The sequence below is a fragment of the Streptococcus taoyuanensis genome (assembly GCF_029589235.1).
GTDB classification, from domain to species: domain Bacteria; phylum Bacillota; class Bacilli; order Lactobacillales; family Streptococcaceae; genus Streptococcus; species Streptococcus taoyuanensis.
Window position 1 is genome coordinate 1 of the sequence record NZ_JARQVW010000013.1, and the last position, 22,040, is coordinate 22,040.

The 22,040-nt window shown below is 44.9% G+C and carries 19 protein-coding genes; 16 read left to right on the plus strand and 3 right to left on the minus strand.

Annotation, left to right across the window (positions count from 1 at the left end; all coding sequences use genetic code 11):
• Window positions 1-185: 185 nt before the first annotated feature.
• Window positions 186-1,427: an aminopeptidase gene (locus P5Y91_RS08130; protein ID WP_118397338.1), complete on the plus strand. Its 1,242-nt coding sequence runs from the start codon at window positions 186-188 to the stop codon at window positions 1,425-1,427.
• A gap of 315 nt (window positions 1,428-1,742) precedes the next feature.
• On the opposite strand, the gene def is transcribed toward P5Y91_RS08130, so the two are convergent.
• Together def and P5Y91_RS08140 are read right to left on the minus strand one after the other, a co-directional pair.
• Window positions 1,743-2,357 (minus strand): peptide deformylase, encoded by a 615-nt coding sequence (def, locus tag P5Y91_RS08135; RefSeq protein WP_003004253.1) that lies wholly within the window; start codon window positions 2,355-2,357, stop codon window positions 1,743-1,745.
• 60 nt (window positions 2,358-2,417) lie between these two features.
• Window positions 2,418-3,104: a cyclic nucleotide-binding domain-containing protein gene (locus tag P5Y91_RS08140; protein ID WP_070594792.1), complete on the minus strand. Its 687-nt coding sequence runs from the start codon at window positions 3,102-3,104 to the stop codon at window positions 2,418-2,420.
• 145 nt (window positions 3,105-3,249) lie between these two features.
• Between P5Y91_RS08140 and P5Y91_RS08145 the strand changes: the two genes are divergently transcribed.
• The 7 genes from P5Y91_RS08145 (at window position 3,250) to trxA (ending at window position 10,966) form a co-directional block, all read left to right on the plus strand.
• Window positions 3,250-4,413, plus strand: a complete 1,164-nt coding sequence (locus P5Y91_RS08145) for an MFS transporter (RefSeq protein ID WP_045759069.1) — start codon at window positions 3,250-3,252, stop codon at window positions 4,411-4,413.
• 105 nt (window positions 4,414-4,518) lie between these two features.
• The gene (locus P5Y91_RS08150; protein WP_118397341.1) at window positions 4,519-5,682 is read left to right on the plus strand and encodes an MFS transporter; all 1,164 of its coding nucleotides are present in this window, start codon (window positions 4,519-4,521) and stop codon (window positions 5,680-5,682) included.
• Entirely contained in the window at window positions 5,673-6,401 is a 729-nt protein-coding gene (locus tag P5Y91_RS08155; protein ID WP_118397344.1) for a pseudouridine synthase, read from the plus strand. The genes P5Y91_RS08150 and P5Y91_RS08155 overlap by 10 nt, the downstream gene beginning before the upstream one ends.
• Window positions 6,402-6,773: 372 nt before the next feature.
• Window positions 6,774-9,437, plus strand: coding sequence for a Cna B-type domain-containing protein (locus P5Y91_RS08160; RefSeq protein ID WP_277839234.1), 2,664 nt, complete (start codon window positions 6,774-6,776; stop codon window positions 9,435-9,437).
• 410 nt (window positions 9,438-9,847) lie between these two features.
• Window positions 9,848-10,117, plus strand: coding sequence for a 30S ribosomal protein S15 (rpsO, locus tag P5Y91_RS08165; protein ID WP_003004251.1), 270 nt, complete (start codon window positions 9,848-9,850; stop codon window positions 10,115-10,117).
• 297 nt (window positions 10,118-10,414) lie between these two features.
• Entirely contained in the window at window positions 10,415-10,639 is a 225-nt protein-coding gene (locus P5Y91_RS08170; protein ID WP_024054957.1) for a DUF4649 family protein, read from the plus strand.
• Window positions 10,640-10,651: 12 nt separating this feature from the next.
• On the plus strand, window positions 10,652-10,966 hold the full coding sequence (trxA, locus tag P5Y91_RS08175) for a thioredoxin (protein WP_003013593.1): 315 nt from the start codon (window positions 10,652-10,654) through the stop codon (window positions 10,964-10,966).
• Between the two features lie 50 nt (window positions 10,967-11,016).
• On the opposite strand, the gene pepF is transcribed toward trxA, so the two are convergent.
• The gene (gene pepF / locus P5Y91_RS08180) at window positions 11,017-12,813 is read right to left on the minus strand and encodes an oligoendopeptidase F (protein ID WP_070594797.1); all 1,797 of its coding nucleotides are present in this window, start codon (window positions 12,811-12,813) and stop codon (window positions 11,017-11,019) included.
• 155 nt (window positions 12,814-12,968) lie between these two features.
• Here pepF and P5Y91_RS08185 point away from each other — a divergent pair, with 155 nt between their 5' ends.
• The 8 genes from P5Y91_RS08185 (at window position 12,969) to P5Y91_RS08220 (ending at window position 21,956) form a co-directional block, all read left to right on the plus strand.
• Window positions 12,969-14,237: a DUF6287 domain-containing protein gene (locus P5Y91_RS08185; protein ID WP_118397353.1), complete on the plus strand. Its 1,269-nt coding sequence runs from the start codon at window positions 12,969-12,971 to the stop codon at window positions 14,235-14,237.
• A gap of 17 nt (window positions 14,238-14,254) precedes the next feature.
• Window positions 14,255-14,992 (plus strand): hypothetical protein, encoded by a 738-nt coding sequence (locus tag P5Y91_RS08190; RefSeq protein WP_049475177.1) that lies wholly within the window; start codon window positions 14,255-14,257, stop codon window positions 14,990-14,992.
• A 608-nt stretch (window positions 14,993-15,600) separates the two neighbouring features.
• Complete coding sequence (gene pnp, locus P5Y91_RS08195; protein ID WP_049483815.1) at window positions 15,601-17,823, plus strand: polyribonucleotide nucleotidyltransferase; 2,223 nt, start codon at window positions 15,601-15,603, stop codon at window positions 17,821-17,823.
• Between the two features lie 24 nt (window positions 17,824-17,847).
• Window positions 17,848-18,465: a serine O-acetyltransferase gene (cysE, locus tag P5Y91_RS08200; RefSeq protein WP_061604741.1), complete on the plus strand. Its 618-nt coding sequence runs from the start codon at window positions 17,848-17,850 to the stop codon at window positions 18,463-18,465.
• Between the two features lie 12 nt (window positions 18,466-18,477).
• Window positions 18,478-19,344, plus strand: a complete 867-nt coding sequence (locus tag P5Y91_RS08205; protein WP_049516407.1) for a GNAT family N-acetyltransferase — start codon at window positions 18,478-18,480, stop codon at window positions 19,342-19,344.
• 20 nt (window positions 19,345-19,364) lie between these two features.
• A complete protein-coding gene (gene cysS, locus P5Y91_RS08210) occupies window positions 19,365-20,708 on the plus strand; it encodes a cysteine--tRNA ligase (RefSeq protein WP_049516408.1) in 1,344 nt (447 codons plus the stop codon).
• On the plus strand, window positions 20,701-21,099 hold the full coding sequence (locus P5Y91_RS08215) for a Mini-ribonuclease 3 (RefSeq protein ID WP_003004765.1): 399 nt from the start codon (window positions 20,701-20,703) through the stop codon (window positions 21,097-21,099). The genes cysS and P5Y91_RS08215 overlap by 8 nt, the downstream gene beginning before the upstream one ends.
• The gene (locus P5Y91_RS08220; protein ID WP_049516411.1) at window positions 21,096-21,956 is read left to right on the plus strand and encodes a helix-turn-helix domain-containing protein; all 861 of its coding nucleotides are present in this window, start codon (window positions 21,096-21,098) and stop codon (window positions 21,954-21,956) included. Before P5Y91_RS08215 ends, P5Y91_RS08220 begins: the two co-directional genes overlap by 4 nt.
• Window positions 21,957-22,040: the final 84 nt, after the last annotated feature.

Below are 22,040 nucleotides of genomic sequence, written 5' to 3' on the forward strand. Positions count from 1 at the left end.
CAAGACGCAGTGGTTGAGTGGGCTCTACTACGCTGATTTCATCAGCTTTTACAGCCCTACTCAACTGTGCGGAGGTGGGACGACGAAATCGAATTCTAACGAATTATCGATTTCTGTCCCACTCTCTTTTTACATGGACTTATGGTATACTAGGAGGAGATCATTCACTTATGAAGGAGAAAACAATGCTTTTACCAAATTTTAAAGAAAACCTCGAAAAATACGCTAAATTGTTAGTGGCGAACGGTATCAATGTGCAACCTGGGCATACCTTGGTCTTGAACATCGATGTGGAACAAAGAGAATTGGCCCACTTGATCGTGAAGGAAGCCTATGCCTTGGGGGCGCATGAAGTGATTGTCCAATGGGCAGATGATTTCACTACCCGGGAAAAATTCCTCCATGCACCGATGGATCGTTTGGACAATGTGCCAGACTACAAGATTGCGGAGATGAACTACCTCTTAGACCACAAAGCTAGTCGCTTGGGTGTGCGCTCGTCTGATCCAGGTGCCTTAAATGGTGTTGATGCAGAGAAGCTATCTGCCTCGGCTAAGGCCTTGGGCATAGCCATGAAACCAATGCGCATCGCTACTCAATCTAACAAGGTCAGCTGGACCGTTGCTGCAGCAGCAGGTTTAGAATGGGCGAAAAAGGTCTTTCCAAATGCGGCGAGCGATGAAGAAGCAGTGGATCTCCTTTGGGATCAAATCTTCAAGACCTGCCGGGTCTATGAGGAAGATCCCGTCAAGGCTTGGGAAGAGCATGCTGCTATTCTCAAGAGCAAGGCAGATACACTAAATAAGGAACAATTCTCAGCCCTTCATTACACAGCCCCAGGGACTGATTTGACTCTTGGCTTGCCGAAAAACCACGTCTGGGAATCTGCCGGAGCCATCAATGCCCAAGGTGAAAGCTTCTTGCCAAACATGCCGACAGAAGAGGTCTTCACAGCTCCTGACTTCCGTCGTGCTGAAGGTTATGTCACCTCTACAAAACCGCTTAGCTACAATGGGAACATCATTGAAGGGATCAAAGTGACCTTTGAAAATGGAGAAATTGTGGATATCACAGCTGAAAAAGGCGATCAAGTCATGAAAGATTTGGTCTTCAAAAACAAGGGAGCGCGTGCCTTGGGTGAATGTGCTCTCGTACCAGATCCAAGCCCAATTTCCCAATCAGGCATTACCTTCTTCAACACTCTCTTTGATGAAAATGCCTCTAACCACTTGGCCATCGGGGCAGCCTATGCAACCAGCGTAGAAGGTGGTGCAGAGTTCACAGAAGAAGAACTCGAAGCAGCCGGCCTCAACCGCTCAGACGTCCACGTCGACTTCATGATCGGCTCAAGCCAAATGGATATCGACGGCATCAGAGAAGATGGCACCCGCGTCCCAGTCTTCCGCAACGGAGATTGGGCAATATAGGGAGCAGGACAGAAATCGGTAGACGCAGTCTCGATTTCGTAGTCCTGCCCCCGCACAGTTGATTAGGAAGTACGAGTACCGTAGGTAGGAGTAGTTCCAATCAACCACTGCGCCAAGAGACAGAAATCGGTAGACGCAGTCTCGATTTCGTAGTCCTGCCCCCACACAGTTGATTAGACTGGACGAAGAACCGAAAGGTTCGAGTACCGTCAATCAACCACTGCGCCGAGAGACAGAAATCGGTAGACGCAGTCTCGTAAAAAAAGTAAGGTAGTAGTGAATCATCACTACTACCTTACTTTTTTGTTATTTGCTCTATTCTAAAATCAAAAGGCCTTCTTTGATTTCAAATGGGTTATTTGGGTTGATGCGGTCATAGAACATGATGCCGTTGGTGTGGTCGATCTCATGTTGAACGACGATGGAGTTGTAGCCCTTGAGTTTGATGCGTTTCTTTTCCCCATCTTTTGTGAAATACTCAACAGTCACACGGGCATGGCGAACCACATAGCCTGGGACGTTGCGGTCTACAGAGAGACAGCCTTCCCCGTCGCCAAGAGCCGCATCTTGAACAGAATGGGCGACAACCTTTGGATTGTACATGACTTCTTGAAGACTATAGGCTTCTTTTGGTGGGTTGCCATCGGCATCTTCTGGATTGGGAACCAAAACAGCGATGATCCGTTTTGAGATATCCAGCTGAGGGGCCGCGAGTCCCACTCCTCCACGGAGGCCGAGTTTTTCAGCCATGACAGGGTCTTGAGAATGGTGCAAGAATTGCATCATTTTTTCACCTAGGATAATTTCCTGGTCAGACAAAGGGAAGGTCACATCCTCCGCAACCGCTCGAAGTGTGGGATTTCCTTCGCGGATAATGTCATCCATATCAATCAAATGGGATGCTCTTGTAACTTTTTCAATTGCTTTCATCGTTTTACTCTCACTTTCTTTCTACCCTCCATGATAACACAAAAGAGCCTAAAATTAAAGTTATCTGTCGACGGTTTCCGCATGTTTGATGGACAAATCATTCATCCTTTTTGCATCTAAAATCGTATAGACTCTCCCTTCTCTTTGGACTAAGCCCTCTTCGATCATCTGCTTGATGACGCGGCTAAGGTGGCGGTAGCTGATCCCAAAATGCAGGGCCAGCTGATTCATCTTGGGCTTGAGGGTCCCATTTTCATCGCAATGTTCCATAAAATGAGTAGCGAGGCGTTCCTTGACCGAATAATGAAAGTTGGCAGGAGCCAAATAGTTGATCTGGTGCAATTTCTCAGCCAAGGTCTTGGCCGTAGAACGCAAAAAGGTCGGGTCCAGCAGTAGGCGGTCCTTGAAATGCCGAGCAGAGAGCTGGACGACTAGTGAGTCTTGGTCTGCAATGACCGATGTGATACAGACCCGATCGAGCAGGAGCTCAATCTCTCCTAACAGTCCAGGTTTTTCTTGGATTTCAAGGATGGTGTCGCTACCATTTTCAAGACTGTGGACGATCTTGAGCCGGCCTTTGAGAAAATAAGGAATGACATCTTGGTCAGAACCCTGGCGGCAGATATACTCTCCAGCCTGATAGAGAACAAGGTCCAGCTGACTAAGACAGTCACCTGGAAAGATCTGATCCAATTGGTAGTCAGTGATGATCTCCATGAGTTTCGTAGATGGGGAAATTTTTTTCATCTTAATCTCCTAAAATAGGACAAATGTCCTGTTTTTCTCTTTCTAAATTGATTATACTAGGATTCTATTGAAAATACCAGTTTGAATCTTTTCTAAATAAATTAGTAAAGTCAAATGTTACCAGTAAAGTGTAGGAAATAAAAAAATGAAAAAAATAATGGAAAGAATCAGTCTCTTGAGCTTGTCGCTCATGCTGATCTCATCATTTTCAATTACAGCCGGTTTGCCGGCTATGAAGGCCTATTTTAGCCAATTTGGATATTCAGCAGGCCAGGTGGAACTCTTGGTTTCCCTGCCGGCCTTTGCGGTTGTGGCCATGCTCTTTTTAAATAGCCTGATCGAGCGGTGGATGAGTGAGCGCCAGATGATTGTCGCAGGGCTTTTGCTCTTTTCAACTAGCGGCCTTGTGCCTTTGGTCGTGCAGGACTATCCTCTCATCTTTCTGAGTCGTATTCTCTTTGGTTTGGGGACAGGAATGATCAATGCCAAGGCTATTTCGATTATCAGTGAGCGCTACTCAGGCAATGACAAGACTCGGATGCTGGGCTATCGGGGGTCTGCTGAAGTGGTGGGCTCTGCCATCTTGACTTTTATTGTTGGACAACTCTTACCCCTAGGCTGGCCAGCGATCTTTGCCGTATATGGAGGTGGTTACTTGATTTTACTCCTCTATATCCTTTTTGTCCCCTATCCTAAGGGGAAAAAACAGGCTAGCTTGAAGGAGAAAAAGAAAGGTTCCGCACGCCTTCGCTCCCCTCAATGGCGTTTTAGTCTGATGCTAGCCGTGATTGCTGGTATCATCATTTGTTTCAATTCCATCATTAGCCTGCGCGTGCCGGATATCATTGTTGATGCTCGTATGGGAACGGCGACAACAGCTGGAACAGTCCTAAGTCTGATGCAATTGACAGGGATTGTAGCGGGAGTGGGATTTGCTAGTTTGACACATGTTTTCAAAAAGAACTTGCTCATGATCATGTGCTTTGGTTTCGGTCTAGCGTTAGCCTTGATCGGCTTGTCTGGACAGCTGTGGAGCCTGGTTCTAGGAACCCTCTTGGCAGGATTTACCTACAGTACGGGAGTAACCAGTATCTTCTATCACTTATCTGAAAAAATTCCGACTAATCTCCTGAACCTTGCGACCTCGCTTGTCTTGATTGGCTGCAATCTTGGATCAGCCGTCTCCTCTTTCTTCATCCAGTTGGTGACGCCACTAGCTCCTTCCAATCATCTGCTCTTTATCTTGATTGGTGCTTTGATGCTCCTAACAGGAGTCTTCGCCTCACAATTACTAGCACGAACGAAATGATTGAAAAATCATTTCGTTTTTTTAATTCAATCTATTGCGTCCTGTCACTAGCTCGTGTTATTATAGGAGGAGTGTGAAAAAAAGAATAGTTTAAAGGAAAAAATAATGAAAAGAATCATGGAGAAAGTGAGTATTCTCGCGCTTTCATTTATATTGACGACCTCGTTTTCGATTTCGAGTGCGCAGTCGGCCATGTTTGCCTATTACAAGGGAATTCCTCACAGCATGATTGAGCTCTTGGTCTCGCTTCCTTCTGCAGGGATCATGGTTTCACTCATCTTCAATAAATGGATTGGGCGCCTATTTTCAGAGCGTCAGATGATTGTGATAGGCCTAGTCGCTTACGCTCTATGTGGCTTTATTCCCTTAATCAGTCCAGCTTATCCGGTTGTCTTTTTGTCTCGGATTATTTTTGGGATGGCGGTTGGCTTGCTCAATGTTTCTGCCATAGCCATTATCAGTGAGCGCTATAAAGGAAAAGAACGTGTCCAAACACTTGGCATTCGGGGTTCTGCAGAGGTTGTTGGGACAGCTGTTTTGACCTTTGGAGTGAGTCTCTTGATTCGCTTTGGCTGGCAGGCTGCCTTTCTCGTCTACGGTATCAGTATTCCAATCTTACTTTTGTATCTCTTATTTGTGCCATATAGTTCGAAAACAGTTGGTGTAGAGGAGAAACATCGGAATGATCAGATGACAGCTGGTCAATGGCGGACGGCACTAGGCTTAGCTGTTGTTGCGGCGTCGATCGTCTTATCTAATGTCATGATTACTGTTCGGATTCCAAGTGTGGTGGAGCAAGTTGGGCATGGCACTGCCCAAACTGCAGGGATTATGTTAGCAGCTATGCAATTTGTCGGGATCCTTGCAGGATTAGCCTTCTCACCCTTGACCCAGCTCTTCCGCGATCGCTTGTTGCTCGTTTCGGGAGTGGCCTATGGCTTGACCCAACTGTTGATCGGGCTTTCTACCAATCTCTGGATGCTTGCCATTGTGACCATCCTTGCAGGCTTTGCCTATAGTGTAGCTCTTACAACAGTTTACAATGTCTTATCTGATAAGATGCCCGCAGGGGTCTTGAGCCAGGCAACGTCCATGGCGGTTTTGGGATGTAGTACAGGTTCGATCGCAACGACCTTTGTCCTTAGTCTATTAGGGACTATCTCATCTGCTCCAGCCTTCATTTTTGGATTTTCTGGTATCCTCATGATCCTGATTTCCTTTTTTGGCCTTTGGATTGTGCGAAAGAGCGGGAAGACATCATGCGGCTAGATAAATTTTTAGTAGATTGTGGTGTGGGGAGTAGGACCGAGGTCAAGCAACTCCTCAAGCAAAAGAAAATTGCAGTGAATGGAAAAAAAGAGACAGCAGGGAAACTTCAGATTGATCCAGCCAAGGATCAGGTGACCTTTATGGGGGAAAATCTGGTCCATGAAACCTTTGTGTATTATCTGCTTCATAAACCAGCTGGAGTCATCTCAGCGACTGAGGATGACCATCACCAAACTGTCTTGGATCTATTGGATGAGACAGCCCGTCAAAAGGAAGTCTTTCCTGTCGGGCGCCTAGATATCGATACCCATGGCTTGCTCCTTTTGACCAATAATGGTAAGCTCGCCCATGCCATGCTTTCACCGAAGAAGCATGTGTCGAAGGTCTACCGTGCCCAGGTGGCTGGGATCATGGATGAGGCAGATGTGGCCCGTTTTGAAGCAGGCATTGCCCTCAAAGACTTCACGACTTTGCCTGCGAGGTTGCAGATCTTAGAGGTGGATGAGACAAGCGCCAGTTCCTATGTCGAAATTGAAATCGCAGAAGGAAAATTCCACCAGGTCAAGCGCATGGTCGCTGCCTGTGGCAAGGAAGTGGTGGATTTAGAGCGGATCTCGATGGGTCCTCTAACGCTAGATCCAACTCTTCAATTGGGAGAATGGCGGAGACTCCAACCTTCTGAACTCAAGTCCCTAGAGGTCTTCGGAGTTCCCTTATAAGCAAAAAACCAAGAGGCTGGGACAAAAGTTCTAGCCTCTCAATTGTCTTTGGATTGTCGAGCAAGACGCAGTGGTTGAGTGGCCTCTACTACGCTGATTTCATCAGCTTTTATAGCCCTACTCAACTGTGCGGAGGTGGGACGACGAAATCGAATTCTAACGAATTACCGATTTCTGTCCCACTCTCTATTTTTCTTTGTATCAAAAAAATGTACTTAAAATACAAAAAAGCATATATAATAGCTTGTCTTCTCAAAGTAAATCGATTATAATGAAAAAAGATGGGTTGTGCATAAAATCACAATATGTAGTGATAATTTTTCGACTCACATACCTTATCTAGTAAACGTAGAAAAAGGAGAAAAATCGTTTATGAAAAAGAGGCTTTATTCTGTTGTGATAGCAGTTGTCCTATTTTTGGTAGCGGCTTTAGGATTTGCCAAACCCAATAGTCCGGCTAAAGTCCATGCAGATACGATCAATGATGTTGTGACATCTGTAAACATCTCGAAATCAACTGGTGGGGCCATTACAGATCCACTCGGTGTTTGGGAAAGTTTTCAAGTTGAAGCAAACTTTGTGTTGCCAAATGGACGTGTAAAAAAGGGAGATCAGACCGTTATCCAACTTGGAGATGACTTTAAGGTCTTTGAAACGGATACCATTGACCTGCTGGATCCAAGTGGTCAAAAGGTCGCGACAGCAACGGTAGATGATCAAAGAAAAGTCATTACTGTAACCTATACGGATTATCCTGAAAGAATGGCCAATGTGACAGGGAAACTGCGTTTCTTTGCGCGTGTAGACCACCAAGTCGTCAAAGGGCAAAAGACACTTGATTTTACTCTCACGATCGATAAGAAAGTGATTTCAGGTGGGAATATCGATTACAAAGGGGTCAATCCGGGTGAAAATCCTCCTACTCCAGAAGTCTTTAGCAAATGGGGCTGGACCAACTCAGATAATAAATTAAAATTGACCTATACCTTGAACATTAATCAAGGTCACACAGCTCTTCATAATATTGATATTAAAGACCAATTGGCCTTTACAGATGGAAAAATCAAAGCAGATTCTGTCAATATCCATACTGGAACTTGGCAGATCGATAACGAAGATGGTGCCTATCATTTACGAGATACCACCAATGTCACCAAGAATTATTCCCCTGTTGTCAGTGCCGATGGTCAATCTCTAACGGTTCACATCGGAGATCTAGCTCCAGAACAAGGAATGACAATTCGCTATGATGTTTATTTGGACAAGGTCCCAGCCATCAATACTTCCTACAAAAACAATGCGAAGATGACAGCTACAGAAATCAAGGAGCAAAATAAGGTTGCAGACATTCTGTATCAGTTCCTTGATGGAAAATTTAATGGTGAGAAATACTCCTTCACTATTCATAAAAAAGGTGAAAATGGTCAAGCTCTTGCAGGTGCTGTCTTTGCTGTGACAGCAGATGATACAGGTGAGCAAGTTGGAACCATTACGACAGATGAGAATGGTGTTGGCACCATTACGGGCTTGATCAAACAAGCTTATACGGTTAAAGAAATTCAAGCTCCGACAGGCTATGTGCTCTCTGAAGAACCTATCAAGATCAGCAAGGATGATTTTGGAAATGACCTCGCGATTTCTCGTGATGTCGTAAACCAAAAAGAAAAAACAAGCGTTGCTGGTCAAAAGACATGGAATGATAATGATAACCAAGATGGCAAGCGTCCATCAAAAATCACCGTCAATCTCCTAGCAAATGGGGTCAAAGTCGCTTCCAAAGAAGTGAAACCAGATGCTGCAGGAACTTGGGCTTATCAGTTTGATAATCTCGATGTGGTCGATGATGCTGGCAATGTCATTGCCTACACTGTTTCAGAAGAACCTGTTGAAGGCTATGAAACAACTATCGAAGGAACCAATATTACCAACACTCGTACACCAGAAGTTGTTGAGATTCCAGTAACGAAAGTTTGGAAAGACAATGATAACCAAGATGGCGTTCGTCCTGACAAGGTCACTGTTCGTCTCCTTGCAGATGGTACAGAAGTAGCTAGCCAAGAGCTAAGTGCAGCGACTGATTGGAAGACAGTCTTTACCAATCTTCCAAAATACAATCACGGCAAACAAATTGTCTACACAGTCACAGAAGACACAGTAGCCAATTACTCTGCTGCGATTGATGGAACAACCATTACCAATAGCTACAAGCCAGGTAAAACCAGCGTTACTGTTACAAAACGTTGGGAAGACAACAATGACCAAGATGGCAAACGTCCAAGCACCATTAAGGTACAGCTCTATGCAGATGGCAAAGCTCAAGGAAAAGAAGTAGAACTTTCTGCTAAAAATAACTGGACTCATACCTTTAGCAATTTGCCTCTAAAAGCGAAAGGCAAAGAGATTCAGTACCAAGTGAAAGAAGTTGGAACAGTCAAAGGCTATACTAGTACGGTCGATGACAGTAACAAGGGAAATGTAGTGATCACCAATAGCCGCACACCAGAAGTAACGGAAGTAGCGGTCAAGAAGATCTGGGATGATGCAGACAATAAAGATGGTCTTCGTCCTGAAAAAATCACAGTTCGTCTCCTTGCGGATGGTCAAGAAGTAGCTGTAAAAGAAATCACAGCTACTGATAATTGGCAGGCAAGCTTCACGGATCTACCTGTATACAAGGAAGGTAAGAAGATTGCCTACACGATTACAGAGGATCCAGTAGCAGGTTATACAAGCAACATTGATGGTTTCACGGTAACCAATCGTCATACACCACCAACAACACCTCCTACCACACCACCAAGTACACCGCCAACGACTCCGCCTACAACCCCACCAACAACTCCACCGACGACACCACCAACAACGCCGCCAAGCACACCGGAAAAACCAGAAACTCCAACTACACCAAAAGAAGGAAAGAAAAAATTTCTTCCATCAACTGGTGAAGTTGTTGCTTACGGATTGACCATACTCGGTGCACTCTTAGCAATTTTTGCTTTGGCTTTGCTCTTGCGTGGTAAACGGAAAGAGAAATAAGCTTCATACCGATAAAGGGGCTGGGACAAAAGTCCTAGCCTCTCAATTATTTTTGGATTGTCGAGCAAGACGCAGTGGTTGTGTGGGCTCTACTACGCTGATTCCATCAGCTTTTACAGCCCTACTCAACTGTGCGGAGGTGGGACGACGAAATCAAATTCTAACGAATTACCGATTTCTGTCCCACTCTCTTTTGAATAAGTTGCTTGAAGAATGATCCATCAAATTGTCCAAATTCCCAAGGTTCTTTTTAGAAAAGAGAAAAGCTCCTCTCGAAGGAAACATAAGTGTTTGACAGAAAGATGAAATCTTGGTAGAATAAGAAGGTCGAATAGACAACTAACTCTTTCTTGGTAGCAGGATATGCCAAACCTGCCACTCGGATAGAGCATAAAGAAAAGGAGCTTATCATGGCAATCTCAAAAGAGAAAAAAAATGAAATCATTGCACAATACGCACGTCACGAAGGTGACACTGGTTCAGTAGAAGTACAAGTTGCTGTCCTTACTTGGGAAATCAACCACTTGAACGAACACATCAAACAACACAAAAAAGACCACGCTACTTACCGTGGTTTGATGAAGAAAATCGGTCGCCGTCGTAACTTGTTGGCTTACCTTCGTACAAACGACGTTAACCGTTACCGTGAGTTGATCAACTCTCTTGGACTTCGTCGTTAATCTGCTCTATTTTCCACTTACGCTGCGTTGTCACCTTGCCTCGATATACTCGAGTATAATCTTCGGCTACGGTTCCTAGCATCGTAAGGTAAAATAGACCAGATCTATCTCCCTTCGGGGAGATTTTTTGTTTTCACCAAGATTTTAGCCCGAGCTCAAAACAGCTCTCTGGATTCAGAGGGCTTTTTTGTTATCTTTTTTCGGACAAGATTCATGATTCTGAGTAAGTCGTTTTATTTGACAGATGTAATTGACAGAGTTACAATAGACACATCTTAAGAAATAGAGGTTATCGATATGATTGATATTACATATCTAGATGGTGCAAAACAAGAAAGAGTCATGCATTTTGATTCCTACGATGAGTTTGAACGCTCCCAACAAGCTTGCTTGATTGGGGTAGCAGATTTTTATCCTGTTGTGAAACTGACCTATAATGGGCATGAATTGGATTACCAAGGGACTTACGGAGATGTCTTCTTCTATTTGATGAAGCAAGATTTGACGCAGTACCAAAACTAAAGGAGAAAGAAAATGGCAAAAGCAATTACAGACGCAACATTTGAAGCAGAAACAAAAGAAGGCTTGGTCTTGGTAGACTTTTGGGCAACCTGGTGTGGTCCATGTCGCATGCAAGCTCCTATTTTAGAAAAATTATCGGAAGAACTTTCGGAAGATGAGTTAAAAATCCTAAAAATGGATGTGGATGAAAATCCAGAAACAGCGCGTGCTTTCGGCATTATGTCCATTCCAACCTTGCTCTTTAAAAAAGATGGGCAGGTTGTTAAACAAGTAGCAGGAGTGCATACCGCAGCACAAATTAAGGCCATTGTGGCAGAGTTGAGTTAAAAAGCAAAAAAGCTAAAGAGGAATGAACCTTCTTTAGCTTTTTTTGAATCTTATTCTCCCAATTCTGCACTGTAAGCAATAATTTGATCGACAGTGTCTGAAAGGAATTGGATGGTATCACGAAGTGGTTTGTCAGTTGAGATATCTGCTCCGATAATCATGGCTGACTCAAGTGGTGTCTTGCTACCGCCTGATTTGAGGAGGTCCAGCCAATCTTTAGCTCCGTTTTCAGAGTTTTTCAAATGCAAGTAACCCGCTGTTGAGATTACTAATCCAGCTGAGTAGGTGTAGCTGTAAAGTCCCATGTAGTAGTGGCTTTGGCGCATCCAGGTCAAAGCCGCATCGTCATCTGTTTCAACAGCGTCTCCCCAGAATTCGGTCAAGACTTCCTTCATGATGCTATTGAGCTTGCTAGCGCCGAAGGTTCCACCTTCTTCAATCAGGGTGTAGACCTTGCGTTGGAAGGCTGCTTCCAGCAAGTGGGTGATGAAGTTGTGGAAGTAGGTGTCTGTCAAACGGTGAGCTAGGGCAAAGCGTTTTTGACGAGGATCGTCAAACTGGTGTTCCAAGTAGTCGCTGAGGAGGAGCTCGTTAAAAGTAGAAGGAGCTTCCACATAGTAGGTCGACATGTGGGCGTTGAAGTAGCTTTGGTTGTTGTCTGAGAAGATGAATTGACCAGAATGTCCGATCTCATGGATCAGGGTATAAACATCGCTCATCCGTCCTGTCCAACTCATCAGGACATAAGGATGGACACGGTATGGATCGGCTGCATAACCACCGGAATCCTTGCCTTCATTGGCAGCAAAGTCGACCCAACGTTCGGTTTGGTAGCGGGCAATTTCGCGGGAATATTCTTCGCCAAGAGGTTCCACAGATTTCATGACCAAATCATAAGCATCATCAATGGTAACATCTGGGTTGAGCGCACTGTCCAAGTCCAACTTCCAATCAGCAAAGGTCATTTTCTCAAGGCCGTTGACCTTGGCCACGTGTTTGAGGAATTTTTGAGCTACTGGAGCGAAGTCCTTCATGATCAGGTCAATCTGACGATCAAACATGGCACGATCCACTTCCTGCTCAGCTAAGAGATAGTCAAATACGGAATCGTAGCCTCGCATATCTGCGATTAGTTTTTCAGATTTGACTTGGGCTAGATAGGTAGCAGCAGCCGTGTTTTGGTGCTTGCGGAGACCTTCTGAGAAGGAACGAAAGGCTTTTTCACGGACTTCCGCATTCTCATGGTTTTGGTAGAAGTTTTCATAGGTGACAAAGCTATTCTTGTAAACTTCTCCATCTACTTCAAAATCAGCCATTTCAAAGTCACCTGCCCGCATCTTGGTATAGATGTCTTGCGGTCCGTAGAAGACTTCACCAAGGTTGGTCAGAGTTTTTTCCACATCAGCTCCCAAGTAGTGAGCTTTTTTGATTTTAGCCTGACGAATGGCAAAAGTGAGGTGAGGGAGTTGTCCGAGACGTTCAAGGACTTCTTCATCCGCTTCTACCAAAGCATCATCAAAGAAGGAAAGTTCAACGCTGGCCCAAGTTTCGAAATCCATCCCTGCTTGGGCAATTTCCGCAAAAGCTTCATCGCTAAAGTCCGTCGTTTGGGGCATAAAGCTGTAGTTGCCAATGTGGCTGAGTTGGATCTGAATTTGTTCAAAGACTGCAAAGGCAGCTTCAAAGTCTTCAAAGGTGTGGAGGTTGCCTTTGTAGTTACGGACAAATTCATTGATTTCTTCACGTGTTTTTTCAATGGCACGCAAGAAGTCTTCCTGGTCTTGGTAGAGGGCTGTGAGGTCCCAGAGTTCGTTCTCAGGAAATTCAGAACGTTTTTTTAATTCCATAGTGTTCTCCTTTTGATCAAATAACTATACTAAGTATATCAGAAAAAAGGGCAGAAACATAGAGGAAGAGGGGAAAATGCTTGTGTGAAAATCTTGAAAAGAGCTGGAAAAATCGACCATTTTTGATATACTAGGATAGATATGAGGAGGTTTTTATGAAAAAGGTTATGATTTCAATACTGGCGGGTGCGTCCGTTCTGTCTCTAGTGGCTTGTGCTCCCAAACGCTACGAGCGTCAAAGTAAGCCGAATACGGCAAGCTCTTCATCGGTCAAAAAAGAAAAGAAGGATACAGGACAAAAGAACTATCAAGAAGTATTAGATCGCTACAAGGCTTATGCAACCGCAATTAATGCCAAAGACCAAACGGCTTTACAAAATGAACTGAAGAAGATCGATGCGACTTCAGAGGAATATGCGTATGTCTTTAACATTCAAACTCTTGGAAGCACCAATGAGTGGCACTATGCTTTTGAGGATCTTAATCGTGATGGTAATGATGAACTGCTGATTGGGGATGGCAAAACGATTGCTGCTGTGTATTATTTGAAAGATAAGCAGCCAACCTTGCTCCATGTAGCCTATGTGGCTTCTGCAGGTGGCTATCGCTCTAGCTTAGATCTTTTTGACAATGGACAAATCGTCTATGCTACTTGGCAATCTGTGAATCCAGAAATGGAATTGACCCTTTATTCGCTAGGAAAAGGGGAAGCAAAGGAAGAAAAGAAAGCAACCATTCAAATTGGTGGGAAGGAAACGGCAGAACAGGCTCTTGGGATTTCAGCCAAGAAGTTGGACCTTAGTAAGCTTGACTGGAAAAAATTTGATGGTTCAGGGAATTCCAAATCAACAGCGAAAGCAGAAGAGAAAAAATCAGAAAGCTTCCAAGTACAAGTTAGCGTGGCCGATCTTCGTATTCGAAAAGAACCGTCTACCTCCGCCCCATCTGCAGGAATGATCGCAAAAGGAACTCACACCATTACGGAAACAGTAGACGCGGATGGCCATACTTGGGGCAAATTGGAATCTGGGCAAGGCTGGATCGCCCTTGACTATACAACGCGCGTGAGTGGCAATACTGAATCAGCTTCAGCGCGTGCCGCTACAAAGACTGGAATGAATCTAGAAGAAATTAAAGCTGGAAATTTCTCAAGTGTAGCGGGAGTTTGGAAAAATAAGTACGGTACGAGCATTGAGTTTGATGCGCAAGGAATTGTGAAGGTCAATGGTAGTGCTGTCAATGGTGTTCAATTTTCTGGTTTTTACTTCAAGGAAGGCAATTTACACGGAGTTAGTCGGATGCCTGGGGCAACGAATGACACGCCTATTCTTTTCATTCCTTCAAGAGAAGGTGGCAGTGAATCCATTTACTGGAGTAAGAGTGATGCTACGAATGGGAACGATTTGTACTACCGTGTGAACTGAAAAATAAGGAGACAAACATGAAAAAAATTGGAACATATTTACTAGCTGCAGCCCTCTTGCTTTCCCTAGCAGCCTGCGCCCCAAAACGCTATGAGCGTAAGCACAGTCCGGTAGGGGCTTCATCGGTCAAAAAATCATCTGACAAAGCCCAAGAAAAAGAGCAAACAGAAGAAGCTAAGTCAGATGAACATGATAAAGAAGCCATTGGGACCTTATCAAAAGCAGACCAAGCGGACATCTATTCGATTATTGAAAACAGTGCGTCTTTGACCTACTCACTTCAGGTGCAACCGACTCGTTTGCTGGAGTTGAACAATGATCACGGTGCGGTTGATGGTTACCCGCAAGACATGTTCATTGATTACTACAATACCTACACGCCAGAAACCTATAATTTACAAGATATCATTGATAAATTGAATGCTGAAGAGACATCGGACTCTATCCGTAGTCTGTCACAAGACCAGTTGATCCAACTAACAAATGAAAAGAAAGATGGCTGGATCTATTCGACAAAAGACAAGGCCTTTTACGAAATTGTAGCTGGTGGTCGTGGCGGAGCGATGCCACCGATGGAAATTCCTTCACCGGATGAATGGGTGATCAATGAAGATTCAGTTGAAGTGACCACATCGATCCAAGGGACTTCTGAACCCTACAGACGTTTTGTCTTGAAACGCAACAACAAGAACTACAAGGGTGGAACCCACAAAACACGCTTTTATGTCGACAGCACAGAATTCGTGAAATCGTAAAAATAATCAGAAGCTATATCTAGCTCTAAAATTTTTATATAGAACTTGCTGAAGAATCAAAGAAAAAGGCCATCAAAGCCTTTTTCTTTTGGGCTTGAATATGTTAAAATAAAAGGTATACGTGCTTGGATACAAAGATGAGGATATAACATACAGATAGGCTGTTGAAATTCCTATCTCGTTGAGTTCTATAGTGGCTTAGTATCTTGAGTAATTGAACCCGGCCGAAAAGCCGTGTAAAAAAGATAAACTGTCTTGTCTTCATCGAAGACTTCGTCAGTTTCCTATTTTTACTTTGCTTTTTGCGGCCTAAGTATCTTGATAGTTGAACACGGGCTAAATCCCTAGTGAAAAAGATAGATTTCCTAGTGTGCGTGGCACACTGCGTTAATCTCCTATTTTCATACGGGATTCTTCACGCCCTTTGTATCCTGATGAACTGAATTTTGGCCTCATTTCTTAGGAAAAAAGATAAGTTTCCTAGCACTCATCGAGTGCGGCGTCACCTTCCTATTTTTCTACAGAAATGTTCGGCAAGCCGAACCGTCCAAAATATCTTGATCTTTGTAGGCAAGTCGTATAATTTTATCAATCCAAAGGGGATTAAAATGACAAAACAAGTGTTTCAAACGACTTTTGCGGGTCGTGAGTTGATCGTAGAGACTGGTCAGGTTGCCAAGCAAGCAAATGGCGCTGTTGTCGTACGTTACGGTGAGTCAACTGTCTTGACGGCTGCCGTTATGTCTAAGAAGATGGCAACTGGGGATTTCTTCCCACTTCAAGTCAACTACGAAGAAAAAATGTATGCGGCTGGGAAATTTCCTGGCGGCTTTATGAAACGGGAAGGACGTCCTTCTACTGATGCGACTTTGACAGCGCGTTTGATCGACCGTCCAATCCGTCCCATGTTTGCGGAAGGTTTCCGTAATGAAGTGCAAGTCATCAACACGGTTCTTTCTTACGATGAAAATGCATCTGCACCAATGGCAGCCATGTTTGGTTCATCATTGGCGCTTTCTATCTCAGATATTCCATTTGACGGACCAATCGCTGGGGTACAAGTAGGTTATGTGGATGGGGAGATCGTCATCAACCCAACGCAAGAACAAGCTGAGCGCTCGCTTCTTGAATTGACAGTAGCAGGTACGAAGCACGCCATCAACATGGTAGAGTCTGGCGCTAAAGAATTATCAGAAGAAATCATGTTGGAAGCTCTTCTGAAAGGGCACGAAGCTGTTAAAGAATTGATTGCCTTCCAAGAAGAAATCGTAGCAGCAGTTGGGAAAGAAAAAGCAGAAGTAGAATTGCTTCATGTGGACGCTGAATTGCAAGCTGAAATCATTGCAACCTACAACAGTGACCTCCAAAAAGCAGTCCAAGTAGAAGAAAAATTAGCTCGTGAAGCTGCGACTCAAGCGGTGAAAGACCAAGTGACAGCCGTTTACGAAGAAAAATATGCAGACCACGAAGAATTTGACCGTATCATGCGTGATGTAGCTGAAATCTTGGAACAAATGGAACATGCAGAAGTGCGTCGTTTGATCACAGAAGACAAGGTTCGTCCGGATGGTCGTAAGGTCGATGAAATCCGTCCTTTGGATGCGGTTGTTGACTTCCTTCCTCGCGTTCACGGTTCAGGTCTCTTTACTCGTGGACAAACGCAAGCCCTTTCTGTTTTGACCTTGGCACCAATGGGTGAAACGCAAATCATCGATGGTTTGGATCCAGAGTACAAGAAACGCTTTATGCACCACTATAACTTCCCTCAATACTCTGTAGGGGAAACAGGTCGTTACGGTGCGCCTGGTCGTCGTGAAATTGGTCACGGTGCTCTTGGTGAGCGTGCGCTTGCTCAAGTCTTGCCAAGCTTGGAAGAATTCCCATACGCGATTCGTTTGGTAGCAGAAGTTTTGGAATCAAACGGTTCTTCATCTCAAGCCTCTATCTGTGCGGGAACACTTGCCCTTATGGCGGGTGGTGTGCCAATCAAGGCACCAGTAGCAGGTATTGCAATGGGTCTCATTTCTGATGGAAACAACTATACCGTATTGACAGATATCCAAGGTTTGGAAGACCACTTTGGAGATATGGACTTTAAGGTTGCAGGTACGCGTGATGGGATTACAGCCCTTCAGATGGATATCAAGATCCAAGGGATTACTGCAGAAATCTTGACGGAAGCTCTTGCTCAAGCCAAGAAAGCGCGTTTTGAAATCCTTGATGTGATCGAAGCAACCATTCCAGAAGTGCGTCCAGAATTGGCGCCAACTGCTCCGAAAATTGATACCATCAAGATTGATGTGGACAAGATTAAGATTGTCATCGGTAAGGGTGGAGAAACCATCGATAAGATCATCGCTGAAACAGGGGTTAAGATTGATATCGACGAAGAAGGGAACGTATCAATCTACTCGAGCGACCAAGATGCCATTAACCGTGCCAAAGAAATCATTGCTGGTTTGGTGCGTGAAGCGAAGGTGGACGAAGTCTACCATGCCAAAGTGGTTCGGATCGAGAAATTTGGTGCCTTTGTCAACCTCTTTGACAAGACAGATGCCCTCGTACACATCTCTGAAATGGCTTGGACTCGTACCAACCGTGTCGAAGACTTGGTAGCCATCGGTGATGAAGTCGATGTGAAGATTATCAAGATCGATGAAAAAGGTCGTGTCGATGCTTCTATGAAAGCTCTTCTCCCTCGTCCGCCAAAAGCAGAAAACAGCGAGGAAAAGGGTGAAAAAACTCATCGCCATGGCGATCGTCCTCGTCACCACAACAAAGACCACAAACCTAAAAAAGACTTTACTATTACACAAAAAGATTCAGAATAATCATTTAAAAAGGAGGAGCACGGTATGGGATGGTGGCGTGAAACCATCGATATTGTAAAAGAAAATGACCCAGCAGCGCGTACCTCGCTGGAGGTCCTTTTGACCTATCCGGGCGTCAAAGCACTGGCAGCTCACCGTGTTTCCCACTTTTTGTGGAACCATGGCTTTAAGCTCTTGGCGCGGATGCATAGTCAGTTTTGGCGTTTTTGGACCCAGATTGAAATCCATCCAGGTGCGACCATTGCTTCTGGTGTCTTTATCGACCATGGAGCGGGCCTCGTTATCGGGGAAACGGCCATTGTTGAAAAAGGCGTTATGCTCTACCACGGGGTGACCCTTGGGGGAACAGGGAAGGATGTCGGTAAACGCCATCCGACGGTTCGTGAAGGAGCCTTGGTCTCCGCTCATGCTCAGGTCATCGGTCCGATTGAGATTGGGGCCAAAGCCAAAGTAGGAGCGGGAGCGGTCGTGGTCTCCGATGTACCGAGTGATGTGACCGTTGTCGGAGTCCCTGCTAAAATTGTTCGTGTGCACGGTAAGAAGGATGAGCCAATCATTCACCAAGAAGAAGAAAAACGCGAATACTACGTGAATAAGATGGAGCATGCTAAGGAAGCCAGTCATCGGTCTTCTAGCTTGTAAGGAGATCGCTACGTGATTCAAGCAACCAATACATTGAATGACCACCAACTACTGGAAGCAAAGTCCCTTATTGCCATCTGTCAGAACGATGACGGAACTTTTCGGGATCCTTATCTCTCCAATATGCTCAATTTTGATCCCTATATGCCCGCCTTTTTCCTTTATTATGAAAAAGGTGAACTTATTGGCATATTAACGGTTTATGCAGATGACCCAGATGTGGATGTGGCGATCCTGGTCCATCCTAATTATCGTCGTCAGGGAATTGCGCGTGCTTTGTATGGAAGTTTTGAGAAAGAAACGGCATCTTATCCAATTGAGTCTGTGACTTTTCAGACAGAGCGTATTTTTCTAGAGAATCATCCTGATTTTGCCAGCAATTGGGGACTGGTTGAGGATGGCGAAACAGAAACCTGGTTAGGACGTGATCGAACCGCTTATGCATTAGATTCCCGTTCGGATGTCGGTGTGCTCTTGGCGGAACCTTCTTATCTTGAAGCCATTGCCCAGCTCCACCACCAAACCTTCTCAGATGAAGTGGAAGCACCGGAAGTGAGCCACAGATACATTTCAGAGGCCTTGAAGGATCCTGATAGTCTGCTTTACATATTACTCAAAGAAGGTCAAGTGATTGGCGTTTGTACGGTCGATGTATCTGGAAAATGCAATTACCTTTATGGACTTGCGATTGCTGAAGTCTATCGTGGGCAAGGTTACGGAAGCTATCTAGCAAAATCAGTCGTCAACCAAGTCATTGAGCAAAATGATAAGGAATTTCAGATTGCAGTGGAAGATGACAATGTAGGTGCTAAACGCTTGTATGAAAAGATTGGCTTTATCAAACAGACTCAGGTGGTTTACTTGAAGCCAAAAGAGTAGAAACAGAAAGGAAATGAAGCGTGTTAAAAATTTATGATACCATGTCTCGTGATCTGCGAGAATTTATCCCCATCGAGGAAGGAAAGGTCCGCATGTATGTTTGTGGACCAACGGTTTACAACTATATCCACGTAGGGAATGCCCGTTCAACGGTAGCCTTTGACACGATTCGTCGCTACTTTGAGTATCGTGGCTACGAAGTTGCCTACATTTCCAACTTTACAGATGTGGATGATAAGATCATCAACCGTGCCAAAGAAGAAGGCATCACACCTCAGGAAGTGGCAGACAAATATATTGCGGCCTTCCGTGAGGATGTGACGGCTCTTGGCGTGAAGCCTGCAACTCGCCATCCTCGTGTGGTCGAGTTTATGGATGACATCATTCGTTTTGTCGCTGACTTGATCGAAAAAGGCTATGCCTATGAGAGCCAGGGAGATGTCTATTTCCGTGTGGAAAAATCCCACAACTATGCAAAATTAGCCAACAAAACTCTAGAAGACTTGGAGCTAGGCGCTTCTGGTCGGACAGATGAGGAAACAGCCCGCAAGGAAAATCCAGTTGACTTTGCCCTTTGGAAAGCTGCCAAACCAGGAGAGATTTCCTGGGACAGCCCTTGGGGACCTGGTCGTCCTGGTTGGCACATCGAGTGTTCGGTCATGTCGACGGGAATTTTAGGGGATACTATTGATATCCACGGTGGTGGTGCTGACCTTGAGTTTCCGCACCATACCAACGAAATCGCTCAATCAGAAGCTAAGACCGGAAAAACTTTTGCCAATTACTGGATGCACAATGGCTTTGTCAATATTGATAATGTCAAGATGTCCAAGTCCTTAGGCAACTTTATCACTGTGCATGATGCATTGAAGACTATCGACGGCCAAGTGCTTCGTTTCTTCTTTGCAACCCAGCACTACCGCAAGCCCATTAACTTCACAGAAAAAGCGGTTCGCGATGCGGAGACCAACCTCAAGTATTTGAAAAACACCTATGAGCAACCGTTCACAGGAGAAGTGGATCCAGCAGACTTACAAGGCTTTGTGGACAAGTTTATCGCGGCTATGGATGAAGATATCAATGCGGCAAACGGCATCACCGTCGTCTTTGAATTGGCTAAATGGATCAATTCAGGTCACTACAATCAAGACGTCAAAGATGCCTTGACCAAGATGTTAGAAGTCTTTGGAGTGGTCTTTGTCGAAGAAGACTTGGATGCAGATATTGAAGCCTTGATCGCTGAACGTCAGGAAGCGCGGGCTAAGAAAGATTTTGCGCGAGCAGATGCCATTCGCGATGAATTGGCTGCACAAGGAATCAAGCTCTTGGATACAAAAGAAGGTGTAAGGTGGACACGTGATTGATGTCAATCTAATCAATGGGATTGCCCTTGCCTTTGAGGGAGATGCGGTCTATTCCATGTATATTCGCAGACACCTGATTTTTCAAGGGATGACCAAGCCCAATAAGCTTCACCAGGCTGCCACCCGCTATGTCTCTGCTAGAGCTCAGGCCAGCTTGATTGAAAGCATGCTGGAGCAAGAAATTCTGACAGAAAAAGAGTTGGAGATCTACAAGCGCGGTCGCAATACCAATAGCCATACCAAGGCCAAAAATGCGGATGTCGTGACCTATCGGATGTCGACGGGCTTTGAGGCTGTCATGGGCTATCTCCATATGACGGGGGAGCTCTCTCGGCTAGAAGAGCTGATTGACTGGTGCATCCAGCAAGTAGAAGAAGGAAGAAAGCAGTGAAAAATATCAGAGAGTGGTTTCCTCATGCAGAGGTGACGGATCAAGCCAATCCACCAGCTGGTTATGTAGCCATTCCCCTTCAGGCTCATCAATGGTTGCTGCTGAAGGAAGAAGAGCTAACCGAACGAGAAAAACAATTGATTTCCTGGTTGGGCGGTGAAGAAGAGGTTGCCCCTAATCCTTGGTACCAGTACCTGATCGATGGAAAGGGAGAAGCCCCTCAAGTCATCAAAAAAATGCAGCTTGTCTATTGCCACATTTCGCATTCGACAGCGGAAGGGACGGCTTCTTGGCTAGAGATGATGCAGACACTTTTGCCCAACTTCCGAGCAACCTTGCAACTGAGCGGACAAGATTATGTGCTCATTCTGGACCAAGACCAGTCTTTACCTGTGGCCGATATCTTAAAAGATACCGTCTCTGCCATGGAGTATGACTTCAATATTCGTTTATCTATCTTGGTCGGGCAAGTATGGACCGAGTCTAAAGACGGGAAAGTGTCTCCGGTCATCCGAGCAGAACGGGCGGTCTTTCGAGCCTGGATTCGAGAAGGCCATCAAGGTGTCTATCGCTTTTCTCAACTCTATCTATGGGGAATCGAGCAGGCAGATTTAGATCTCACTCCAATCAAGGCAAGCTTGCATCAGTTGATTGAAAGTCAAGATCAATTGCAAGACATCATTGTTGCTCTTTGGGACAATGGGGCAGTCGTCACCAAGGCCGCCCAGCAACTCTATCTCCACCGCAATTCGCTCCAATATAAGATTGACAAGTGGGAGGAGTTGACGGGTCTTCAGTTGAAAAATCTGACAGATCTAGCCCTGTGCTATCATTTAGTTTTACAAGATGTGATTTAAACGGAATCAATCCAGAGTTTTGTGCAACTTGCACAAAACTCTTTTTCTTTTTTGTGAGACTTGCCATAGATTTGTAAAACGTTT